The sequence below is a fragment of the Bowmanella pacifica genome, from assembly GCF_014645355.1.
Lineage (GTDB): Bacteria > Pseudomonadota > Gammaproteobacteria > Enterobacterales > Alteromonadaceae > Bowmanella > Bowmanella pacifica.
The window spans coordinates 169,258-189,618 of record NZ_BMLS01000007.1 but is presented as its reverse complement, the minus strand read 5'-3'; the positions used below and the strand labels follow the sequence as shown (position 1 = coordinate 189,618).

The 20,361-nt window shown below is 47.0% G+C and carries 18 protein-coding genes; 17 read left to right on the top strand and 1 reads right to left on the bottom strand.

From position 1 onward, the window contains the following. Positions 1–9: 9 nt before the first annotated feature. On the top strand, positions 10–1,236 hold the full coding sequence (gene flgL / locus IEX02_RS17875) for a flagellar hook-associated protein FlgL (protein ID WP_188698401.1): 1,227 nt from the start codon (positions 10–12) through the stop codon (positions 1,234–1,236). A gap of 47 nt (positions 1,237–1,283) precedes the next feature. On the opposite strand, the gene IEX02_RS17870 is transcribed toward flgL, so the two are convergent. Beyond that, positions 1,284–2,231 (bottom strand): hypothetical protein, encoded by a 948-nt coding sequence (locus IEX02_RS17870; RefSeq protein WP_188698398.1) that lies wholly within the window; start codon positions 2,229–2,231, stop codon positions 1,284–1,286. A gap of 258 nt (positions 2,232–2,489) precedes the next feature. Here IEX02_RS17870 and IEX02_RS17865 point away from each other — a divergent pair, with 258 nt between their 5' ends. The 16 genes from IEX02_RS17865 to gmd all read left to right on the top strand — a co-directional run bounded on the left by IEX02_RS17865 (position 2,490) and on the right by gmd (position 20,348). Further along, positions 2,490–3,326 carry a flagellin N-terminal helical domain-containing protein gene (locus IEX02_RS17865; protein WP_188698395.1) on the top strand — a complete coding sequence of 279 codons (837 nt, stop codon included), beginning with the start codon at positions 2,490–2,492 and terminating at the stop codon, positions 3,324–3,326. A 369-nt stretch (positions 3,327–3,695) separates the two neighbouring features. Then, entirely contained in the window at positions 3,696–4,529 is an 834-nt protein-coding gene (locus tag IEX02_RS17860) for a flagellin N-terminal helical domain-containing protein (RefSeq protein WP_188698392.1), read from the top strand. Positions 4,530–4,783: 254 nt separating this feature from the next. Further along, a complete protein-coding gene (locus IEX02_RS17855) occupies positions 4,784–5,617 on the top strand; it encodes a flagellin N-terminal helical domain-containing protein (RefSeq protein WP_188698389.1) in 834 nt (277 codons plus the stop codon). Positions 5,618–6,345: 728 nt separating this feature from the next. Next, positions 6,346–7,182, top strand: coding sequence for a flagellin N-terminal helical domain-containing protein (locus tag IEX02_RS17850; RefSeq protein WP_188698386.1), 837 nt, complete (start codon positions 6,346–6,348; stop codon positions 7,180–7,182). Positions 7,183–7,244: 62 nt separating this feature from the next. Further along, positions 7,245–7,670, top strand: a complete 426-nt coding sequence (locus tag IEX02_RS17845; RefSeq protein ID WP_188698383.1) for a flagellar protein FlaG — start codon at positions 7,245–7,247, stop codon at positions 7,668–7,670. A gap of 14 nt (positions 7,671–7,684) precedes the next feature. Further along, positions 7,685–9,175 (top strand): flagellar filament capping protein FliD, encoded by a 1,491-nt coding sequence (gene fliD, locus IEX02_RS17840; RefSeq protein WP_188698380.1) that lies wholly within the window; start codon positions 7,685–7,687, stop codon positions 9,173–9,175. 2 nt (positions 9,176–9,177) lie between these two features. Then, complete coding sequence (gene fliS / locus IEX02_RS17835) at positions 9,178–9,609, top strand: flagellar export chaperone FliS (protein ID WP_188698529.1); 432 nt, start codon at positions 9,178–9,180, stop codon at positions 9,607–9,609. Beyond that, a complete protein-coding gene (locus tag IEX02_RS17830; RefSeq protein WP_188698377.1) occupies positions 9,606–9,917 on the top strand; it encodes a hypothetical protein in 312 nt (103 codons plus the stop codon). The genes fliS and IEX02_RS17830 overlap by 4 nt, the downstream gene beginning before the upstream one ends. A 1-nt stretch (position 9,918) precedes the next feature. Further along, positions 9,919–13,473 carry a 6-hydroxymethylpterin diphosphokinase MptE-like protein gene (locus IEX02_RS17825; protein ID WP_188698374.1) on the top strand — a complete coding sequence of 1,185 codons (3,555 nt, stop codon included), beginning with the start codon at positions 9,919–9,921 and terminating at the stop codon, positions 13,471–13,473. Beyond that, complete coding sequence (gene pseB / locus IEX02_RS17820; protein WP_188698370.1) at positions 13,466–14,464, top strand: UDP-N-acetylglucosamine 4,6-dehydratase (inverting); 999 nt, start codon at positions 13,466–13,468, stop codon at positions 14,462–14,464. The genes IEX02_RS17825 and pseB overlap by 8 nt, the downstream gene beginning before the upstream one ends. Next, a complete protein-coding gene (gene pseC, locus IEX02_RS17815; protein ID WP_188698367.1) occupies positions 14,461–15,606 on the top strand; it encodes a UDP-4-amino-4,6-dideoxy-N-acetyl-beta-L-altrosamine transaminase in 1,146 nt (381 codons plus the stop codon). Before pseB ends, pseC begins: the two co-directional genes overlap by 4 nt. Before the next feature lie 81 nt (positions 15,607–15,687). Next, complete coding sequence (locus tag IEX02_RS17810) at positions 15,688–16,638, top strand: hypothetical protein (protein WP_188698364.1); 951 nt, start codon at positions 15,688–15,690, stop codon at positions 16,636–16,638. Positions 16,639–16,711: 73 nt separating this feature from the next. Then, on the top strand, positions 16,712–17,125 hold the full coding sequence (tagD, locus tag IEX02_RS17805; RefSeq protein ID WP_188698361.1) for a glycerol-3-phosphate cytidylyltransferase: 414 nt from the start codon (positions 16,712–16,714) through the stop codon (positions 17,123–17,125). Between the two features lies 1 nt (position 17,126). Continuing rightward, positions 17,127–18,143, top strand: coding sequence for a glycosyltransferase family 2 protein (locus IEX02_RS17800; protein WP_188698358.1), 1,017 nt, complete (start codon positions 17,127–17,129; stop codon positions 18,141–18,143). After that, the gene (locus IEX02_RS17795; RefSeq protein ID WP_188698355.1) at positions 18,143–19,195 is read left to right on the top strand and encodes a glycosyltransferase family 2 protein; all 1,053 of its coding nucleotides are present in this window, start codon (positions 18,143–18,145) and stop codon (positions 19,193–19,195) included. The genes IEX02_RS17800 and IEX02_RS17795 overlap by 1 nt, the downstream gene beginning before the upstream one ends. A 34-nt stretch (positions 19,196–19,229) precedes the next feature. Further along, the gene (gene gmd, locus IEX02_RS17790; RefSeq protein ID WP_188698353.1) at positions 19,230–20,348 is read left to right on the top strand and encodes a GDP-mannose 4,6-dehydratase; all 1,119 of its coding nucleotides are present in this window, start codon (positions 19,230–19,232) and stop codon (positions 20,346–20,348) included. Positions 20,349–20,361: the final 13 nt, after the last annotated feature.

Below are 20,361 nucleotides of genomic sequence, written 5' to 3'. Positions count from 1 at the left end.
GGTAACAGAATGAGAGTTTCTACCAGTCAATTATTCGACCGCGGCATCAATAATATTCTTAACGGTCAGGGTGAGCTTTCCGACACTCAGCAGCGTCTGGCTTCGGGTAAAAAACTGCTCAGGCCTTCAGATGATCCGGTCGGGGCGTCCAAGGTTATTCGCCTGACCGAAGAACTCGACCAAATAAAGCAGTTTCAGCGTAACAACGAGTTATTGACCGGCGCCCTGAAGGAGCAGGAAGCCGTGATGCGCAATATCAACGAAGCTGTGACACTGGCCCGTACTAAAGCCATTCAGGCAGGTAGTGGTGCGATGACCCCGGAAAGCCGGGCCGCCATCGGGGTGGAAATTGCACAGATTCGTGACCAGGTCTTTGATCTGATGAATTCTAAAAATGCCGCCGGTGAATATATTTTTGCCGGGTACCAGTCCAAGTCACCTGCCTTTGCTTATGATCCCAGTGCCACCGGCAATAAATATTATTTTCAGGGTGATGAGGGCACAACCAGCTATCAGCTCTCTCCGTCTGTACAGATGCAAGGAAATGACTCGGGTAAGTCGGTGTTTGAGGATGTGTTTGCCAGGCTGAAGGCTTCGGTGACTGGAACGACGGCCGCTGATGCCTCAATGACTATCAGTGAACAGAACGACCTGGATCGTTTTCATAAGCAAAATTACGATGCACTAACCCCTGCCAATAACGACTTCCAGCTTGAGGTTAGCCCCGCGGGGGACCAGGTTACCATTACCAATGTCGGCACAGGTGCTAACTTAGGTACTTTTAACTATACGCCAGGTGAGCCATTTACCTTTAATGGTATGCAATTCACCATCGATGGGGCGCCTGGAGATACGGTAGATTTCTCGCTAAGCCCACCTGAAAAGAAAAACCTGGCTCAAACCCTGGACGATTTTTTTGTCGCATTGGACGACCCGGATATTTCCCAGCAAGATTTTTTGTCTGCCCTGGATGATGCCATTATCGGTATGGACAATGGACTGGGGGCATTAGGCGCTGCTACATCTGGCGTGGGGGGAAGATTGAATGTATCGGCAGCGGTATATAGTTCTAATCTGGATCTAGAGATATCGACTAAGGAAGCACGCTCTGTGGTGCAGGATGTGGACTATGCTAAGGCCGTGTCGGATCTGAGCCGCCAGGAAACGGCCTTGCAGGCCGCTCAAGCTACGTTTTCACGAGTTACCAGCCTGTCGTTGTTCGATTACGTTCGCTAACTTGGGCTGTTTATCTGGTCAAGGGGCCCTGTCAGAAAGACTTGGGCTCAGCTAAGTAATTCGTCATCTAATGTGAACTTGGCCAGGTAAATACAGGCTTTATGGTGCTGATGACTGGAGTAGTAGCTGACAAATACGTTATTGCCCTGTCTGACTAACCCAGGGTAGCTGGTATCCCCCCCCGAGGGTAAAACCCGCAGCAATGAAGGTTTCATAGTTTGCAAATTCAACAAAACCAAAGCTGTTTTGGGCCCGTCTTGTTGCCAGATTCGTCCTGCCAGCAGGCTATAACCTTGCGATAAATTCAACATGCGTGGCCCAGCCAAATAAAAGCCTAAATCATGCCATACCCAGCGCCGATAAGGGGGAGCTGAAATTCCCAGCTGAGCGGTGCAGCTGTCTGCATCCCGGCGCAATAAAACCTGCGCTGTGCCATCTGCACTAAAATGCAGATCACTCTCGTTTGGGTATCCTTTACCTTGCTTCTTCAGGCTAAAAAGCTGCGGTTCAACACATTCAAAAGTTCGACGCGGAAGGCCGGCATATAGCCTGGTATTTTGTGCTTCGCGGTTATAAGCCACACCATAAGCCTTGTCTTTGTGCCAGCGCAGACGCCACAACCACCAGTTTTTATCACCCAGTTGTTTGGGGGATGACCAGCTTTGACCGTCTTGTGTCAGCCAGGTGTAGGCCTGGCGATAGACAGGATCCTGGTGGCCGTTATACACCTTGGCATAGGCCAGCAATAATAGCTTTCCGTCCGGTGTTACCGATAATTTGGGATCACGAAGATCCGCCCCAGGCAGCTTGACCTGCTGATGGCGAATAAGCTTGCCTTGCATATCCAGATATAGCAGCCGAATAACACCATCGGCACTGATATGGTTGGTTGCTTCTCTGAAACTACACACCAACATGCCGTTGAATTCACATAAATCCGTAAACGCGTTGTGTTGACCACGCTGCCATACACATGATTGCCACTGTTCGTGCATTTTTCTTTTCTGAGCCGAATTTTCGAGAAAGTCATTGAAACGCAAGTTCTTTAAGAATGCAAAGGCGGCAAGTTTTTTCCGCTTTTTTGCCGGGGAGGCAAAATTTTTCTAAAGGAGTTTGCCGGGGCGTCGATAACCTTAAGCGAGAGAGCCAGTAACACTAACTTTTTAACCAAAGTTATTGTTCTTAAAGTGTTTTTAACCTTCGGCGTGAGCCGGATGCCAGCGACTGCTGGACTGAGAGTGTAGGAGAGGTTTATGTCCTTATACGTTAACACCAACGTTTCGTCTATCAATGCGCAACGTCAATTGTTCAACTCCGGAACAGCATTGAATGTTTCATTCGAGCGTCTGTCCTCCGGCTTCCGTATTAACCGTGCCGCCGATGATGCCGCAGGTCTGCAGATCACTGATCGTATGACCTCACAGGTTCAAGGTTTAAACCAGGCTGTACGTAACGCTAACGACGCGATTTCACTGACGCAGACTGCTGAAGGTGCCTTGCAGGAAATTACTACGTCTTTGCAGCGTATCCGTGTCCTGGCGGTGCAATCACAAAACGGTATTAACAGCTCTGCTGACCGTGCGGCACTGCAAAAAGAAGTGTCTGCGCTGAAGTCTGAAATTTCCCGTATTGCCACTACCACGCAATTTGCCGGTGTCGATCTGCTCAAAGGCGGTTACTCAGCAGCATTCCTGGTTGGCGCAAATGCTGGACAGACTATCTCTGTTAACCTGTCTGCCAATAAGCTGGGTATCGACGGATTCAGTGCTACAGGCTTAGGTCTGGCTACGACTAGCGTGGCAACTATTGGTGGTGCATCTACTGCCCTGGGCACTATTGATGAGGCCATCTCTGCAATTGGTGGTATTCGTGCCGACCTGGGTGCGCTGCAAAACCGCTTCCAGTCAACGATTCGTAACCTAAGCAACATCTCAGAGAACGTATCGGGTGCCCGTTCACGGATTCGCGATACTGACTTTGCAACAGAGACCGCTGAACTGACGCGTAACCAGATTATCCAGCAGGCGAGTACCACTGTACTGTCGCAGGCTAATCAGCGTCCTCAGGCTGCACTGCAGTTGTTGGGATAAGCAGATAAGTATTGAACCGATGCCAGGAGGTAGTGTCGATGGGCCTGGGTTCAATACATGATTTCGCTCACTCTCTCCTAACGTAGAGCGATTTGACCGGGGGAAACCCCGGTCTGTTTCCCCTTCTGAAAATCTGTAACATCCTGAAAAATATATTATTTTTTGGGAGTTTCGTTATTTCTGCATTTTTTCCTAAAGTTTTTGTCCGTTTTGCTCGATAACTTAAGCGTAAGCACTGAGTAATAAAAATAAAAAACAGCTCAGATGCAAGACAAGCCAATAAAAACAATAACATAGGTTTGTCTGTAGCCAGATAACTAATAAAAACAACAAGTCTGGCTCGAAAATTTATCAAGTTAGGAGAAAAACATGAGTCTTTATGTAAGCACCAACGTCTCGTCGTTGAATGCGACCAGGCAGTTGTTCACGTCAAATATGAATCTGAACACCGCGTTTGAACGCTTGTCTTCCGGCTTTCGGATTAATAGCGCAAAAGATGATGCGGCAGGTTTGCAAATCTCTGATCGTATGACGTCTCAGGTCATGGGTTTAAACATGGCGGTACGTAATGCTAACGACGGCATATCCCTGGCGCAAACCGCTGAAGGTGCTATGCAGGAGATTACTACCGCGCTGCAGCGTATCCGGGTGCTAGCTGTTCAGTCGCAAAACGGCATTAACAGCTCGGCAGACCGATTGGCGCTGCAAAAAGAGGTCTCAGCCCTTAAACAAGAAATCAGCCGGATCGCCATCACCTCGCAATTTGGTGGCGTGAATATCCTTGATGGCACCTATTCCGCGGTGTTCCTGGTTGGCGCCAACGCCGGCCAAACCATCAGCGTGAATATTTCGCGTCCAGGGGGTTTTACACCCACAGGGTTATTTGGTGCCGGTAATGATGTCTCTGTTGCCAGTGCCGCAGATGCTTCAAGGGCATTAAGCTTGGTCGACCTGGCTATTTCCACTATCGGTGGGGAGCGAGCTGATTTGGGTGCCATTCAAAACCGCTTTCAGTCAACCATTCGTAACCTGAGCAACATCTCAGAAAACGTATCGGCGGCAAGATCACGTATCCGTGATACAGACTTTGCCGTTGAAACGGCAGAACTGACCCGCTGGCAGATTATTCAGCAAGCCAGTACCACGGTATTAGGTCAAGCCAATCAAAGACCGCAGTCAGCGTTGCAGTTATTGCAAGGATAAGAGGTGGATTGGATAGTGGCCGACTGACAGGCTCGATGCCAGGAGGTAGTGAGAGGTTTGAGGTAGGCCATCAAACCTGTCAGAACGGCCAGAGCTTTCGCTCACTCACATGCTTTACAGGTTGAGGGACCTGCAAACCATGAGTCAGTTTCCTGACTACGTAGAAATTAAAGCACATAGCGTGCCAAACATTTTTAAGTAAAAAAGCCGAGTATAAAAACAACAATATCAGGCGTTAAAGTTAGGAGAGAATCATGAGTTTGTATGTAAGTACTAACGTATCGTCGTTAAATGCCACCAGGCAATTGTTTACCTCTAGTACGAATCTGAATACCGCTTTTGAGCGTTTGTCTTCAGGTTTCAGAATTAACAGCGCCAAGGATGATGCGGCGGGTTTGCAGATATCGGACCGAATGACATCACAGATCATGGGCCTGAATATGGCCGTGCGCAACGCCAATGATGGGATTTCACTGGCACAGACTGCTGAAGGTGCTATGCAGGAAATTACCACTGCACTGCAGCGTATCCGAGTACTGGCGGTACAGTCACAAAACGGTATTAACAGCTCGGCTGACCGACTGGCACTGCAAAAAGAAGTCTCGGCCCTTAAGCAAGAGATCAGCCGTATTGCTATTACCTCGCAATTTGGTGGCGTCAATATCCTGGATGGCACTTATTCCGCGGTATTCCTGGTAGGCGCCAATGCCGGCCAAACTATTAGCGTGAATATCTCACGTCCTGGCGGTTTCACCCCCACTGGGTTATTTGGTGCTGGCAATGATATATCGGTTGCCACCGCCGCGGAGGCATCTCGGGCCCTGGGGGCGGTAGATATGGCTATTTCCATTATCGGTGGAGAGCGTGCTGACTTAGGTGCTATTCAGAACCGTTTTCAGTCAACGATTCGCAACCTGAGTAATATCTCAGAAAACGTCGCAGCGGCAAGATCGCGCATCCGTGATACAGACTTTGCCGTCGAAACGGCAGAACTGACCCGTTGGCAGATTATTCAGCAGGCCAGTACCACAGTGTTGGGGCAAGCAAACCAAAGACCGCAGTCGGCACTGCAGTTGTTACAAGGTTAATCGCCATACAAAGATAATGAGTTTGAGAGGGTAGGAAATGAGAGGCCGACCCTGGTAGCCTGAAGGCTGCCAACCAGAAGACTTATGCAGACTCGTCTGGATAAGTCTCCCCCCAGGGCTCTGGGGGGGAAGGAAGAAAACGCCGACTGACGGACTGAGAGTGTAGTTTTGGTTGAGAGGCCAGTTTGCATTCTCTAACCCGCAGTCGGACCGAAACCGAATTTGCTCGTTCTCCTAACTTGAGCAAGTTGGCCGGGTCATCTGACCCGGCTTTTTTATGACGGTCAATAAGACAGACCTGTCACAAACATCTATATCCTGATGTCTTCACATACTTAAATCTTTTAGCACTATTCATGCCAAGTTCTTGGCTGCTTGAGTTCACCGCTGAGAATAGGCTGAACGCTTTGTGCTGGTTTACTGACGCGCTTTCTATCTCAATCCTGCCTCCAAGTCAAAAATGCTCTTTGCTGTAGCGTACAGATGCAGATCTTTTCTAGCTTTAAAATTCTTTTAAATCAGTGTGTTGTGATTATTTTGAAAAAAATTCAAAAAAAATCCTAAAGAGTCTCAAAGGTTGGCCGATACCTAGAGTTGAGGGGTATTTTAAGTTTTGAATTTTGACCCGGCGTCAATGTTCAATCATGAGGCAGCCCAGTAATGGGTTGAAATGAGGCGAATTTACTCTGGTATGAGGGTACCAGGATAAATTCTCAGGAGGTATCTTTATGACTCTATATGTAAACACCAACGTGTCATCATTGAACGCCCAAAGGCAGTTGTTTAATTCAGGTAATGCACTTTCAGTGTCCTTTGAGCGACTCTCTTCTGGTTTCAGAATCAACAGGGCGGCTGATGATGCGGCCGGTCTGCAGATTTCAGATCGTATGACTGCGCAGGTACAAGGCCTTAACCAGGCGGTAAGAAATGCCAACGATGCCATTTCTTTGACTCAAACTGCAGAAGGTGCACTGTCTGAGATCACCACATCGCTGCAGCGTATTCGTCAGTTGGCGGTGCAGTCACAAAACGGTATTAACGGTTCTGCTGACCGTGCTGCGTTGCAAAAAGAAGTGTCTGCGTTAAAAGCGGAAATTTCACGTATTGCCACTACCACGCAGTTCGCTGGTGTAAACCTGTTGCAAGGTGATTACTCTGCAGCGTTTTTGGTAGGTGCGAATGCGGGTCAGACTATCTCGGTTAACCTGTCTTCAACCAATCTGGGTGTAAACGGCTTTAGTGCGACAGGTCTGGGCTTGGCACAAACGTCGGTTAAAACCGTGGGCGATGCGTCCAAAGCGTTGGGCACTATCGATGATGCTATTTCTGCTATCGGTGGCGTGCGAGCTGACCTGGGTGCGTTGCAAAACCGCTTCCAGTCAACTATCCGTAACCTGAGCAACATTTCTGAGAACATTGCCGGTGCGCGTTCTCGGATTCGGGATACTGACTTTGCGACAGAAACGGCTGAGCTGACACGTAACCAGATTGTTCAGCAGGCGTCCTTGTCTGTACTGAGCCAGGCGAATCAACGCCCTCAGTCAGCATTGTCACTGTTGGGATAATAAGTAGAGGCCGCTACACTATGGGTGTTGGCGGCCACTATTTCAGCATGTGGAGGTGAAAAATGGACGTAGATTTTTCACAAGGTGGCCAGAGTCTTGCTAGAACTGATGCCTTGCTACAATCACGGGAAAATATCCTGGAGAAGCAAGGGCAGAATAGTAAAGAGGCGACACCGTCGGGTGAGCAGCAATCTAAACTGCAATCAGATATCACTCAAGAAACTGGTGTCGTAGCCGATATCAGAGAAGAAGAGGTTGAACAGGCGGTAGAGCAGGTAAAAGAATTTATTTTTGCTCATAATCGTCAGTTAAGTTTTTCTGTTGATGAAGACAGTAAGCGGTCTGTTATCCGAGTAACGGATCCCGAGTCTGGAACAGTTATCCGGCAAATACCCTCGGAAGAGGTGTTAAAGCTAGCCGAGCGGATACGCGAATTGCAGTCCGACGTTGGCGCTGCGGTGGGGGTACTGTTTAACAAGGCCGTTTAATTAAGAGGTTTATCATGGCTATTCAATCTTTAGGTGTGGGATCAGGACTGGCGCTAGATGATTTGGTCAAGCAGTTGCTTGAGTCAGAGCGCAAGCCAAAGTATGACCGCCTCGATCAAAGAGAAGAGAAGCTTGAGGCCGTGATATCCGGATTAGGTGCATTGAAGTCAAAGATGGACGACTTCAAAGACACCGTAAATGCCCTGCGTAAAGAGAATCAGCTTGGGCAGCGTTCTGCCACGGCCTACCACCCAGGTGGCAGCAGCAGTGAAGATGAAGACGGCCCCAATACCGGTGCCTTTAGCGCTGAGGCGTCTAACTCTGCGGTAACCGGTTCTTATAAGATTGCTATCACTCAGCTTGCCAGCGGCAGTCGTTTAGAAACCGCCAGCGCAGCCAGTGGTGGTTTTACCTCCAGTAGCGATGTGGTGAGTAATACCGCGGGTTCTATGACCTTTAAAGTCGGCAGTGACAGCTTTGATATTAACGTCACTGCGGGTATGACGCTTCAGCAGTTACGTAATGCCGTGAATAACGCATCGGAAAACTTCGGCGTAACAGCCAGTATTATCAACACCGGTACTGCCGATGGTGGTGCCAAGCTGGTGTTTACATCTGAAAAAACCGGTGCAGGTAATGACTTAGTGATCGTGAATAACGACGACATTGCCGACCTGCAACGGGTGTCTACTACGGACTCTTCCGAAACCGCTACCTATCTTGCTCCTGCGGCTGGCAATGAAGCGAAGAACGCGAAAGCGACCATTGATGGTATTGAAGTTGAAAGTAGTACCAACAAGTTTGAAAACGTTATTGAAAACGTCAGCTTTGATGCCAAAGCCTTATCCAGCAAAGACGCCAATGGTGTGTTTGAAGAATCTACCCTGAAAATAGGCTTTGATTCCGACGGGGTTGAAAAGCTGGTCCGGGACTTTGTTGATAACTACAATGCCCTGATGGATGAAATGAAAAACCTGACCAAGTACGGTGCTTCTGAGTTGGAAGAAGATGGTCCGTTGGCAGGGGATTTTATGGCCAGGGATATTCGCACCGGTCTTGCCAATATTGTGGCATCAAGTGTACCTGGTTCGGAGTTGGGCAGCTTGTTCCAGTTAGGCGTGTCTTTTGACCGTGACGGCAAGCTACAGATTACCGCCAATGACGAGTATGGCATCGGGTCTGGTGAAGACTTATTAAAAGATGCGCTTTCTGATCACTTTGATGAAGTGGGCAAGTTGTTTACTGATGCGGACAGTGGCATTGCGACTCGTATCTATGATTATTTGCATGAGTACACCACCTTTGGCGGCTTGCTGAGATCGCGGGAAGACTCCTACAAAGATCAACGAGAAGAAATTTATACAGAACGGGAGCGCCTTGATCTGCAGATGATGGATTTTGAGCAAAATTTGCGTAAAAAATATCTGGGCCTGGATATGACAGTAGCCCGCTTAAATCAAACCAGAAATGCTATGATTGCATCCCTGAGTTCGATGGGAGGTTAATGATGTCGTTGAAAGGCATTAATGCATACAAAAAGGGTAACCTAAAGCAGGAAATCGCCCAGGCCGATCCTCATAAGTTGACCTTGATGTTGATGCAGGGGGCGTTGGACAGAATGGCCTTTGCTAAAGGTTGCATCGAACGTCGTGAATTTGAAGCTAAGGCCGAACACCTGTCCCGCGCAGGGGCCATTGTCATGAACTTGCGTGATACCCTGGATTTATCTATTCAATCCGAAGTGTCTGACAACTTATTCGCTCTTTACGACTATATTTTGCAGCGTTTAGTAGATGCTAACGTGCAGAATAACTTGAAGATTATGGACGAAGTTATTAGTCTGATGCTACCTATTAAGTCTGCCTGGGCAGAGATACCTGAAGCTGCTAAGCAACAGGCCTATGAGACCAGGCGGCAAAAAGAGCAAGCGGCAGTGTGAACAAGATCAATTTAGATCATCCTTATTCGTTTCCCGCGCTAAGAGAAAACAGTGAAGCCCTTACAGGGCTTCTTTTGCAAGAATCCCCCGATATTGATGAGCTACTCCGCCTTACAGAGCTGCGTGAATCATTGATTCTTTCTCATCAGGAAGCACTTGATGGGGAGGAAAAAAAGGCCTTTCTTGAAGCAGAGTTGGCATGTAACCAGCATCTGAATGATGTTATCGAACCAATGCGGGTAGAAGCTGAATTGGCACTATCGCAGTTGGTGAGAGGTAAAAAGGCCGTAAAAAAATACAAGAAGTAACATGCTAAAAAACATCAGGCTACATATCGAAAAGGATGAAACCCGCCAAGCGGAGTTGGAAGCGCAGCTGGCCTCACATATTGCCAGAATCAGTCATGAAAACATTAATGCCTTCCAGCGTCATATTCCTTCTCTGGTCAGCTATTTTGAGGAAACCAACCCGAATATCTCCTTATTCTGCAATAAGTTTGGTGAACTCAATATTGTAGATTACGGCAGTGGCCGTACCTTGTACGGGTTGCACCCCGAGCAGGAAATTATCAGCCATACCCAAGCCTTTTGTCAGCATCCCGCCTATCTGGACTTTTCCGCAGACCAGGCCGCACAAAGTACGCAACAAAAGGTGGGGCAAGAACTCTCATCTCTGCACAGTTATCATAGTCTTCTGGCCAGGCCTTGCCTTCCTCTGGAGCCTGAATTAGTCATCGTTTTGGGCTTGGGGCTGGGCAGTCATATTCGCTATCTGATCGAACACTATGCCATTAATCACCTCATTATTTACGAGCCAGAGCCGCAATACTTCAAGTGTTCATTAAGTGCGCAGAGCTGGAAAGAGATCCTGGAGCTTGCCAAACAAAAAGGCACGGCTCTGTATTTCCAAATAGCTAAGGACGGGCGGGATATCCTGGCGAATCTTGCAGAATTACAGGAACATGTGCAGGTAAAAGGCGCCTACCTTTATCAGCATTATAACCACCCTATATTCAATACCCTTTACCGTCAGCTACTGGATAAGTCCTGGCCAGAATTAAACAAGCAGGGACTGAGCTTTGCGTTGCAAGAGCAGGCGGAGGAATATTGCCCAGCCTGGTTAATGGCTTCCGCGCCGGAAAAATGGCGCTCGCTGACTGCAGAGGACGAGGTTTTACTGCAAAACCTGGCCGCCTTTGCGCAGTACTTTCCGACTATTTATGAAGAATTTAAAGGATATCAGCCAAAGTTTTGGTGGCCTGTACGTATGCCCGATGGCAGTGTAAATGTGGTGGAGCGCCACCGACTGGTGAGTTGGTATGGCGAGCATCCTAGAAAGGAGAGTGAGCTTAGCTATCAGGGGTTTTCCAACCATCCCCACAAAGACGGATTGGTGCTGGGGTACCATGGGGTAAAACTTAAGCATTATTTGCATTATAAGTTTGTCGCTAAGACGCAGGATATGCTGACCGAACTGGAAGATGAGCAGGGAAGTCTGCCTCAGACAGTGAAGTCACTTATCCTGTTCGGCTTGGGAACTGGCTATCAACTGGAAAGGTTGCTTGAGGAACATCAGGTTGAAAAGCTGTTTTTATGTGAACCTAATCGCGACTTCTTTTATGCCTCCTTGTTTGCCATTGACTGGGCTGGAATTTTAAAGCAACTGGATGACAGAGATGCCCGCCTATATATCAATATAGGGGATGATGGCAGCCATTTATTCCGTGACCTGTTAAAGCAGTTTTACGCAGTTGGCCCTTATATTCTGAATAACACCTATTTTTATCAGAGTTATTACAATGGGGCTTTGAATCATGCCATTGCGCAACTGCGGGAGCAGTTGCAAGTGGTCATTTCCATGGGCGAGTACTTCGACCATGCCTATTACGGTATTGCGCATACACAGGAAGGTTTCGCCCGAGGTTATCCGCAACTGCGTAAGCAAGCCTCTGGATTGCTATCTGCTTGTCATAAAGAAGTGCCGGTTTTTCTGATTGGTAATGGTCCCTCATTAGACTTCTCTATTGAGGCAATAAAAGAGTGGCGCGACCAGGCGATTATTGTGTCCTGTGGCACCTCATTGCAGGTGTTGCATCGACATGGCATTGTGCCCGATTTTCATGCTGAAATTGAGCAAAACCGGGCAACCTTTGACTGGGCCAGCAGAATTGATGATTTTGACTATTTAAAGCAGATCACTTTGCTTTCCTGTAATGGTATTCATCCTGATACCGCCGCCTTGTACAAGAATGTCTATCTGGCCTTTAAGGAAGGTGAGTCGTCTACCGTGTCTTCCCTGCAGGTGTTGGATGAGTCGCAGTTTGAAGTGCTGCGTTTTGCGTTTCCTACCGTGACGAACTTTGCCTTGAATCTGTTTTCCCGCTTGGGCATGCATCAACTGTACTTGTTGGGTGTTGATCTGGGATTTGTCAATGACAAGCACCACCATTCAAAACACTCCGGTTATTACCTGGATGGTAAAGAAGAGCTATACGAATACGCTAAGTTGCATAATACAGCCTTAGTGGTACCCGGTAACTTTCGGCCCAGCGTGTTTACCAAATACGAGTTTAAAGTCTCCAAGGTTATGTTGGAGCAGATGTTGGCAGAGGCTAAGATCGATTGTTATAACTGTGCTGATGGCGCCGCCATTAAAGGAAGCAGACCACTTCAGATTGAGGATTTATTGATTGTTACCAGCCCGGCAGATAAGCATCGGGCCTTACAAGCGATTATGTCTTCTGCCTTTACCTCCAGCCAGGGTTTTGCCGAGCGTTATACTGACAAGTATAGTCATCAGACCTTGCTTACAGAGCTACGTGTTTTCAAACAGGTATCTGAGTGCGACGTTAACACAATAGTGGAAGCGGAAGGGGTGATTGAGCAGCAGAAAAAGCTGTTGTTTCTGTCCTATCAGCAAGGTGCGTCATTACTTTTTTACTTTCTGTATGGAACGGTAAACTACGCTAATTCAGTATTGACGAAAGTGCTTTACGCCAGTACTGATGAGACTAAGGTGATTCATGGGTTTAATCATGTGCTTAGTGAATGGCGAAGTAGCCTGGGTCAAATTGAAGCAGCGCTTAATCAGAGAGAAATGAACTTTGATTTGTCTGTCTCTCATGCTGGGGAGCGAAGTATTGCTTGGATACGAAGAAATTCAATTGGTAAGAAAGTTCTGGTACTGACGAATTCATTGCGCTTTGTTTTATCTTCTCGGCATGTTAACAAATCAAGGAATCTAGGTCTTAATATTGACTTTAAAAGCCAATTACCTAAAGCGATTTTAAACGAATATGATCATGTATTAATCAATCAAAATGATAGTCTAGTAAAGGGAACCGATTTGTTCTCTATTCTTCCTACGTTGCCTGAAGGTACCAAATTTACGTTGATAATAAATGATGAAATTCAGCTGGAGAGGCTTAATAAAATACCGAGTAATTTAACTATTATTTATATGCCGAATGACTATAAGTCTGATTTTGAGTCATCTCATGCTCATGATATTCAACGGTTCTACTATTTTTGTGCTTTTCTCAACGAAGTACCATTGTGCCGTTTTATTTTTCCAAAGTTGGTTTACGAAGCAGGGCATTCAATGGATATTCCCACCAAGGTGGTTGAGCTTATAAAGGAATATGAACTCTATGAGTTTTATGACTCCATATGTGCTTTTAACATTAACATTCCTTTACCACAAATGATGGTGAGCTCTGGAATGAGGGGGCAATTATTGTGTCAAGGTTGGCAGAATAGCCCTTTGAGTCTAAGAGAAGTAGATAGGGATGTGCTCCTTAAGCAAAAAGAAAATGTCTCTTACAATTATCCTTATCTAGCCCAGGAAGATACAGAGTATGTTTAATGAACGCTCAATACTTATCACAGGTGGAACTGGTTCTTTTGGCCAGAGGTTTATACAAAAATTACTAAATGACTATAGCCCGAAACGTTTGATTGTATATAGCCGGGATGAGCTAAAGCAGTCTGAAATGCAGCAAAGTTTTTATCATCCTTGTATGCGTTATTTTCTGGGGGATGTCAGAGATAAATACAGGTTAAAAACGGCGATGCGTGGTGTGGATTTTGTGGTGCATGCAGCTGCACTTAAACAAGTTCCAGCCGCAGAATATAACCCCATGGAATGCATTAAAACCAATATCATGGGGGGGCAGAATGTTTTAGAAGCTGCCATTGAATCTGACGTTAGTAAAGTCATAGCATTATCTACCGACAAGGCCGCTAACCCGGTTAATTTGTATGGGGCGACTAAACTTGCCTCAGATAAATTGTTTGTAGCTGCCAATAATATCTCCGGTGCCAAAGGTACGCGCTTTGCCGTTGTACGCTATGGCAATGTTGTGGGTTCTAGGGGCTCTGTGGTGCCTTTTTTCCAAAAACTGGTCAATCAGGGAGAGAAGAAACTTCCCGTTACTCATGAGCAGATGACGCGGTTTTGGATCACCTTGGATCAAGGGGTAGACTTTGTTATCAACAGCTTCCAGCGTATGCAAGGCGGTGAGATTTTCGTACCTAAAATCCCCTCAGTGCATATTCTTGATTTAGTTGAAGCCGTCAGTGGTCGCCGGGAATACGAGGTGGTGGGGATTCGCCCTGGAGAAAAAATCCATGAAATGATGGTGCCCGAAGAAACGGCTCATCACAGTGTGGAATTTGATGATCACTTTGTGATTCGTCCGCCTATTACTTTCTTTGAAAAGAATATTAATTACCACAAGAATAAGCTGGGGGAACAGGGCCGCGATGTGACTGATGGCTTCGAATATCACTCGGGTAAGAATCCGCATTTTCTGACGGTGGAAGAGTTACGGCAGTTAAACGAGACGGCATTATGATCCCATATGGCAGACACCACATTGATCCAAAAGATGTGGCAGCCGTGGTGGATGTACTTGAAAATCAGTTTTTGACTCAGGGACAGCAAGTCCCTAAGTTTGAGCACGTGCTTGCCAACTACTGTCAGGCAACCCATGCGGTTGCCGTTAACAGTGGCACCTCAGCGTTGCATATTGCTTGTCTGGCATTAGGTGTTGGACCTGGCGATATTGTTTGGACATCACCCATTTCTTTTGTCGCGTCGGCAAACTGTGCCCGTTACTGCGGTGCAGAGGTGGATTTTGTTGATATAGACCCGGCTACCCGCAATATGAGTGTGGTAGCACTTGAGGATAAGCTGAAACAAGCCAAGCTGAGCAATAAATTACCTAAGGTGATAATCCCTGTTCATTATGCTGGTTTGAGCTGCAATATGCGGGAAATCCGGGCCATAACCGAGCCTTATGGTATTTCGCTGCTAGAAGATGCCAGTCATGCCCTAGGCGGTATATACCATGATAAGCCGGTAGGCAGTTGCCAGTATTCTGATGCCTGTGTACTTAGCTTTCATCCGGTGAAGTCCATCACCAGCGCCGAGGGGGGCGCAGTGCTGACTAATAACGCCACCCTTGCCAAGACGCTGCGTTTGTTTTCCAGTCATGGCATTACGCGAGACTCCGCGTTGATGGAAAGCCCAAGTGAGGGGCCCTGGTATTATCAGCAGGTGGAATTGGGCTACAACTACCGTTTAAGCGATTTGCACGCTGCCCTGGGTATATCACAGTTAACTAAATTGGATGATTTCATCAAGGCCAGAGCCGCTATTGCACAGCGTTATGATGATTTATTGGCTGATTTGCCGCTGAATCTGCCTGTCGGCAGTGAGCGCGCGTACAGTGCCTGGCACCTGTACAGTATCGAGTTGTTAGAGCACGAGCGTGCCGATATATTTGTCAAACTTCAGCAGCAAGGCATTGGCGTAAATGTGCATTATATCCCCATCCATTTGCAGCCTTATTATCGTCAACTGGGGTTTAGGCCAGGAGATTTTCCCCATGCCGAAGCTTTTTATCAGCGCGCCATCACCTTGCCTTTATACCCTGCGCTTGATGAACAGCAGCAGTTGCAAGTAGTAAGTGCATTGAGCAGCAGCTTGGCATAGGTGCAATCGCGCGCGCTTTCATTATTCAGAGCGAAATACATAGTGACCATTAAAAATACTAATAAAATTCTTTTAATCAGAATGTTGGATAAAGGCGATGCGCTGTGTGTTGGTGTGCCGGCGCTGCGTTATTTTCGCCAGAAGTTTCAAGGCGCCAGCCTGCATTTTATGGGCTTTGCCCAAGGTAAAGAATTGGTCAAAGCAGCAGAGCCTGATGTTGTGGTTAGTGGGTTGGAACAGCATCAATGGCCGGAGCATATTATTCCTGCCATGGAAACCTTCTTAGGGCTGGCGGAGCAGATCATCGCTGAAGGGTACAGCCAGATAGTCTGTCTGGATACCGCCTTTATGCCGTGCTTTTTATCCCGTTTTCTTAAAGATGCCGGCGAACCTGTGGTGGGGAATTACATCAGCTTGTCGGTACAAGAGCTGATTGATCAATTTCAGTCCCAACAACTCAAGCCTGAATATGTAAATGATGCGGCCAACTATTTACGCAGCGATTTTTTCGCCATGGCTCGCTGGCATACGCCCTGGTGGCAATCGTCCCCGCAATTGGATTATGGCTATCCTGAATTTTATTTGCGCCATTGTTGTGGTTTTGATCAGATTGAAATGGATATGTCGGTTAACTTGTCTGAGTCTGCAACGTCTTCCGACCTGCAAGGGGATAGGAAGGTCGTGGCATTGGCCCCCTTTAGTGAAAATAGCGCCTATGACTATCCTTTTGCTGACCAATTAAAGTCAGAACTGACGGCGATGGGTTATCAGGTGTGGAATGTTCCTAAACAGGATGCTTCAGTGCGCAACACCTTGATGCGGCTGCAAGCTTCGGATTTATTGGTCACGGTACCGGATGGTGCACAGTGGCAAGCCACAGCGGTGAACTGCCCTAGTTTGGTGGTTTGTGGTGATATGGATCCACGCAGATTAGTTCCTGACTATGCCACCGATCCTCATGTAGGCCCGATTCCGGCAGATGATTTAGCGCAAAGTATCCATTCCATTTTTACTGAGTCTGCAGATAGCTGACAGACTGTTAAGCTAAGAGTAAAGAAATAGGCGCTCACTGCCGATGTATAGGGATGCGGGAGGAAGTATCAGCATGAAAACTGTCATCACTTACGGCACTTTTGATTTGTTCCACATCGGCCATGTGAATTTACTTAAGCGGGCGAAAAGCCTGGGAGATAGGCTGATCGTTGCCGTCTCTAGCGACGACTTTAATCGTCAGAAAGGTAAAACCACCCTGGTGCCTTACGAACACCGCCATGCGGTGGTGGAAAGTTGTCGCTATGTTGATCAAGTGATTTCCGAACACGACTGGCTGCAGAAAATCGACGATATCGAAAAATACCAAGTCGATGTGTTTGTTATGGGCGATGACTGGCAGGGCAAGTTTGACGAACTTAAACAGCACTGTGAAGTGGTATATCTGCCCAGAACCCGGGATATTTCCTCAACCGCCATTAAGCAGGCTATGGCCGTCATCGCCCAGGTTGAACGGGAACTACGTTGATATGTCAGCACCCAGTGTGACCGCGTTGATGACCACCTACAACTGCGCTGAAGTGGTGGGGGAAACCATCCAGAGCGTATTGGCGCAGACTCTCGATGACTTTGAGCTGTTGATTGTTGATGATGGTTCAACAGATGATACGGTGGAAAAAATTAGGTCTTTTTGCGATCCACGAATCCGCTTCTATCCGCAAGCTGATAATGCCGGAGTTGGCTATCGCCTCAATCAAGCCTTGCAATGGGTTAATTCCGCATTTGTTGCCAAAGTGGACGCTGATGATATCTGTATGCCGCAGCGCTTTGAAAAACAAAGGGATTATTTATTAGCGCATCCTGAACTTGGCATGGTGAAAAGCTATTTTGAGTATTTTACTGACGATCCTGTGGTAGCCGATAGTGAGCGCTATCGTCAGTTTAAACGGGTAAAAGAGCCTCAGCACAACAGCATAGATACTCCTCAGGCTCTGGCTTTACAACTGATGCGTTGGAACTGTGTGGTGCATACTAGCTATTTTGCCCGCACCGAAGTAGTTAAAAGAATCGGTTATCCTGATACCCGAATTGGTGAAGACTACAGTTTATTTTTTCGGGCGGCGAAAGATGGGGTAGGTATTGGTTGTGTGCCTGAGTGCCTGGTTAAAATGCGCTTGAGCCAATCATCCGTGACAACAAAAGCCGATTCTGCCCTGCATTTCGCTAAAACCCTGGTTGAGCTGAAGCAAGATGAATTGCGGGCTTTATATCAGCGACATAGTGAGCTTTGGATATATGGAACCGGCGCGTTGGCCAAGGGAATGATGCTGAGCTTACCTGAAATTGGGCTCAGTGCCAGCGGCTTTATCGATCGAAACGCCGCTGATTTTTATGCACCAGAGCTGGGCCGATACCCGGTACTGGCACTCAGTGAAACTCTGCCTAAAGGCGTAGTGATTGCAGCTCAGCCAGTGCGGGATGAGATCTGCAGCTTCTTTATCAACGCGGGTTGGGCTGAATGGTCTGATTTTATGGTGATAGCTTGATGAAAGTGTCAATTATTACGGCAACTTACAATAGTGCAAAAACGCTTTCTGCTTGTCTTGATAGTGTTGCTAGTCAAACCAAACTAGCTAATATTGAACACATTATCGTAGATGGTCGTTCCAGTGACGAAACCCTGACAATTGCAGGACGTTACGCGCATATAAATCAAATAATATCCGCACCGGACAGAGGGATCTATCACGCATTCAATCGGGGATTGGCTATTGCTAATGGTGAGATTGTGTATTTTCTGAACTCTGACGATAGCTTTTACGATCAGCATGTTCTCGAAGATGTACTAAATACATTTGAGCCAGAGACAGATTTTTATTGCGGTACGATTTTTTGCGTAGACCAAACTACTGGTAATTCCTTTTACACAGTGCCTTATTTGCAAAGTACTGATAGTTTTAAACCACGACACCAAGCATTCTTTTGTCGCAAGCGAGTGTTTGACAAGCTTGGGCCATTTAATGAATGTCTGAATATAGCAGCAGACACCTATTTTATGAAAAAGGCGATGAATAATTGCCAAGGTGTTTTCACCGAACGGGTGGTAGCCAAGTTTAGCTTGTTGGGAATGAGCTGTGATGATGAAAACAGAGCTGATGTATTAACTCAGGATCTTATTGTTGATACTTTACTTGGCCTTGCAACGAATCATGAAGAACATAGCAATAAACTCGCCACCCAACTGAAGAACCTTTCTCAGTTGAAGCAATTGATGCTCAAAGCTGTACAGGACAGTTTAGATCTGACTGCATTTATGGGAAAGCGTATCGCAATATTTGGTACGCGAGAGCTATCACTTATTTTGGGGCATTTGATATCAAGGCATGGTGCGCAATTAATATGTTATGTGGTGTCTTCAAATATGGAGAAGGAGACGGGAAGGGAAGTGCCTGTGATTGGATTGCCTCAACTGGCTGCTCAACAAGTAGATTTGGTAATCAACTGCATTGAAGGAGAGCATGAGTCGGCTGTGGCTGAACTTATTGAACGTGCTGAGCCTAATGCCACAGTCGTTAGTTGGCGGTACTTTTGTGAATAAGATTAAACTAGTTTATACAGAAGAAGTTTGAGATATGAAGCGAGCACTGATTACTGGCATTACAGGACAAGATGGCTCTTACCTGGCGGAACTGTTGCTGGAAAAAGGATATGAGGTTCATGGTATTAAGCGCCGCTCTTCATCTTTTAATACCCAGCGGGTCGATCACCTTTACCAGGATCCCCATGTAGACAACCGTAATTTTATTTTGCATTACGGAGACTTAACCGACACCTCGAATCTGACCCGTTTGGTGCAGCAGGTTCAGCCAGATGAAATATACAATCTAGGGGCACAAAGCCATGTGGCGGTGAGTTTTGAAGAGCCTGAGTACACGGCTGATGTAGATGGGCTTGGTACGCTGCGATTACTAGAAGCCATCCGTTTGCTGGGACTGCAGGATAAGACACGTTTCTATCAGGCATCGACGTCGGAGCTTTATGGTCTGGTGCAGGAAACTCCGCAACGAGAGAGCACGCCTTTTTATCCCCGTTCCCCTTATGCTGCCGCCAAACTCTATGCCTATTGGATTACGGTAAATTATCGTGAGTCTTATGGCATATACGCATGCAATGGCATTCTATTTAATCATGAGTCGCCACGTCGTGGTGAAACCTTTGTGACCCGCAAAATTACCCGTGGTTTGGCAAATATTGCCCAAGGGTTGGAGCAGTGTCTGTATATGGGCAATATTGATGCCTTACGGGATTGGGGCCATGCCAAAGACTACGTCTATATGCAATGGTTAATGCTGCAACAACATCAGCCTGAAGACTTTGTTATAGCAACCGGCCAGCAATATTCGGTACGGCAGTTTATTTTGTGGGCGGCGGCAGAATTGGGGGTGCAATTACGCTTTGAAGGGCAGGGCTTAGAAGAGACTGCTGTTGTTGAAAGTGTCACGGGAGACAATGCGCCAGCGTTAAAGCCGGGTGACATTGTTGTGCGTATTGACCCCAAGTACTTTCGTCCTGCAGAAGTGGAAACGCTGCTGGGAGATGCCAGTAAAGCGAAAGAAAAACTGGGGTGGCAACCCAAGATTGATGTGCGCTCGCTTTGCGAGGAAATGACCCGCCATGATTTACATGAAGCGAAAAGATTGGCTTTTTTAAAGCGCAATGGGTTTGATTGTGCGATAGGTGGTGAAGGGTAAATGGCTGGGGGAT

Bases quoted from the DNA above. Each gene is read 5' to 3' on its own strand.
- IEX02_RS17845 (WP_188698383.1), top strand. From the start codon at position 7,245: ATGGACGTAGATTTTTCACAAGGTGGCCAGAGTCTTGCTAGAACTGAT.
- fliS (WP_188698529.1), top strand. From the start codon at position 9,178: ATGTCGTTGAAAGGCATTAATGCATACAAAAAGGGTAACCTAAAGCAG.
- IEX02_RS17795 (WP_188698355.1), top strand. From the start codon at position 18,143: ATGAAAGTGTCAATTATTACGGCAACTTACAATAGTGCAAAAACGCTT.
- IEX02_RS17800 (WP_188698358.1), top strand. From the start codon at position 17,127: ATGTCAGCACCCAGTGTGACCGCGTTGATGACCACCTACAACTGCGCT.
- pseC (WP_188698367.1), top strand. From the start codon at position 14,461: ATGATCCCATATGGCAGACACCACATTGATCCAAAAGATGTGGCAGCC.
- IEX02_RS17865 (WP_188698395.1), top strand. From the start codon at position 2,490: ATGTCCTTATACGTTAACACCAACGTTTCGTCTATCAATGCGCAACGT.
- gmd (WP_188698353.1), top strand. From the start codon at position 19,230: ATGAAGCGAGCACTGATTACTGGCATTACAGGACAAGATGGCTCTTAC.
- IEX02_RS17825 (WP_188698374.1), top strand. From the start codon at position 9,919: ATGCTAAAAAACATCAGGCTACATATCGAAAAGGATGAAACCCGCCAA.
- fliD (WP_188698380.1), top strand. From the start codon at position 7,685: ATGGCTATTCAATCTTTAGGTGTGGGATCAGGACTGGCGCTAGATGAT.
- IEX02_RS17855 (WP_188698389.1), top strand. From the start codon at position 4,784: ATGAGTTTGTATGTAAGTACTAACGTATCGTCGTTAAATGCCACCAGG.
- IEX02_RS17850 (WP_188698386.1), top strand. From the start codon at position 6,346: ATGACTCTATATGTAAACACCAACGTGTCATCATTGAACGCCCAAAGG.
- flgL (WP_188698401.1), top strand. From the start codon at position 10: ATGAGAGTTTCTACCAGTCAATTATTCGACCGCGGCATCAATAATATT.
- IEX02_RS17810 (WP_188698364.1), top strand. From the start codon at position 15,688: ATGTTGGATAAAGGCGATGCGCTGTGTGTTGGTGTGCCGGCGCTGCGT.
- IEX02_RS17860 (WP_188698392.1), top strand. From the start codon at position 3,696: ATGAGTCTTTATGTAAGCACCAACGTCTCGTCGTTGAATGCGACCAGG.
- tagD (WP_188698361.1), top strand. From the start codon at position 16,712: ATGAAAACTGTCATCACTTACGGCACTTTTGATTTGTTCCACATCGGC.
- pseB (WP_188698370.1), top strand. From the start codon at position 13,466: ATGTTTAATGAACGCTCAATACTTATCACAGGTGGAACTGGTTCTTTT.
- IEX02_RS17870 (WP_188698398.1), bottom strand. From the start codon at position 2,231: ATGCACGAACAGTGGCAATCATGTGTATGGCAGCGTGGTCAACACAAC.